The 1,868-nt window shown below is 40.1% G+C and carries 2 protein-coding genes; one reads left to right on the top strand and one right to left on the bottom strand.

The window, feature by feature from the left end; translation table 11 throughout:
* Positions 1-395: 395 nt before the first annotated feature.
* Positions 396-1,352, bottom strand: a complete 957-nt coding sequence (locus JUF11_RS13000) for a mucin-binding protein (RefSeq protein ID WP_204119928.1) — start codon at positions 1,350-1,352, stop codon at positions 396-398.
* A gap of 88 nt (positions 1,353-1,440) precedes the next feature.
* Here JUF11_RS13000 and JUF11_RS12995 point away from each other — a divergent pair, with 88 nt between their 5' ends.
* On the top strand, positions 1,441-1,695 hold the full coding sequence (locus tag JUF11_RS12995) for a hypothetical protein (RefSeq protein WP_204119927.1): 255 nt from the start codon (positions 1,441-1,443) through the stop codon (positions 1,693-1,695).
* Positions 1,696-1,868 lie beyond the last annotated feature (173 nt).

Here is a 1,868-nt window from a genome sequence, read left to right as displayed (position 1 = left end):
CAATGAAGGGGCGCAATCCAAAAATAGGATTGCGCCCCTTCTTACTTTGCAAGACGGTCGGTTATTGGGTGCTCACGGCATTCATATCCGGTCTGTTATTAGGTGCTTACTCTGTTATTAGGTGCTTACTAAGAAGCAACATCAGGATAGCACAGAAGGCCGTATTTTGCTTCGCAAAACGGCCTCAAAAATCATTGTCACTCGCTCGCGAATGGCAAAAAAACACGCAGTTGAAAGCTGCGCGTCGATGTAAGTCGGACTGTCAGTCTTTTTTGATTATCTGCAGATAGGCTATCGCTATCAGTAACAATACAGCAATTGGAACAATAATCCACGGATTGGCTTAAAAGAGTGATGTATATTTAGTACATTCTAGATACTAATAAATTCACAAATCAATTAGCATCAGTTTTTTTGCGCAATTTTTTTAATGAGTAGCCAAATGTTGTGATAAGAAGAAGTCCAATTAACGATAGCGCTCCTTGTGATTTTTCTCCTGTTTGAGGCAAAGTTTTACTCTTGGTACCTTTGATTTTTGCAGGTGTATTGGAATCTTTATCTTTGATCGGATTTTTTAAAGAGGAGTATACGACGATTTTTACGATATCGCTACTAGTTGCTGTAACACCATTGACTGCATCTACTTGCCTTTGATCGGCCTTGTATCCGGAAATGACTGGAGAATCAACTTTTACGAATGATTGTGCATTGGCTGGGTCCCATTTGCTATAGGTTGTTTTTTTAGTTACGTCATCAGTTTTAACAATCCGAGTAAATAAAATTGATGCTTTATAATCATTTGCTGCTTTATTACCGTTTTTAAACACGTAATGAATTGTTTCGTTTACTTTTTTGATTTCTTTGTTTTCAGTAATGTGATGTGGATAATAGACAACTACCTTAGAATCTGAAGAAGTTGCGCTAGTCGCAAGCGCAGGGACAGAGGCTAACGTTGGTTGATCATAGCCCTGGGCACTAAGATTTGGTGAAACGACTTCACTAAATGTTGTATCTCCCATACCATACCAGCCTTCGGCTTTGAGCCGAGTAGTTGGCTTTTTACCACCTTCAGGCGCATATCCTAAATTTTCGCCGGTAACTAAATCAATGATCATTGTTTCGCCGTAATGTACCTGTTGTTTAACGGTAGGCGCAACAATCTCATTTGTGTCTTGGTCTCTATATTCTATCGTGCGATTTATATACCGATTCAATGATGCTTTATCAGACCCTTTTGGCCATACAGCCTTACTTTCTTCGGATTTTGGCCAAATCTTATTGCCTGGTATAATCTCTGAATTTTCGTTAATGCCATAGCCACCGTACCCGAACCATTGATCCCAGTACTGCATGAGCTCTTGCCAACGTTCCGGAGTTGGATCTTCACCATTTTCAGGGTGAGCAGGTATATATTGAGCAAAATGGGGAGTATCTGACGATTTGATAACTGTATTGGTGCTCGCGGCACTGACAGAAGATGATCCAATTCCGATAGTAGATAACGCGCCGAGAGCAAAAAAGCCTAGAATTAGTTTTGCTTTGCTTTTACTAATGTTGCCAATGATTTTTCCAATTTTTTCATCGCAAAAATACCTCCAATTTATTATGGATCACTTGATGTTGAAAAGTCAAGCCGCTAAAAATATTGCTTCATTTTTCAAGGCAGTGCAACAAATGATAGCCAATGCTAGTTAGTGTTTAAACCGCGTTTCCATATAGGCACAAGTTACGTATAGGGCGCTTGTTGGGTGATGACTGTGCCACCTAAAAAACTGCCATACCACCCCCAAGGGGTTCTGGTGCAAAGTTGAAATTAAGCGTAGATCAAAGTGACTGTGTTTAGTGGTTGTAGCCTATGCCGCTAACAA

It is taken from the genome of Lacticaseibacillus suilingensis (assembly GCF_016861845.1).
GTDB lineage: Bacteria > Bacillota > Bacilli > Lactobacillales > Lactobacillaceae > Lacticaseibacillus > Lacticaseibacillus suilingensis.
The sequence above is the reverse complement of the archived record's forward strand: the minus strand, read 5'-3'. Positions and strand labels throughout refer to the sequence as shown.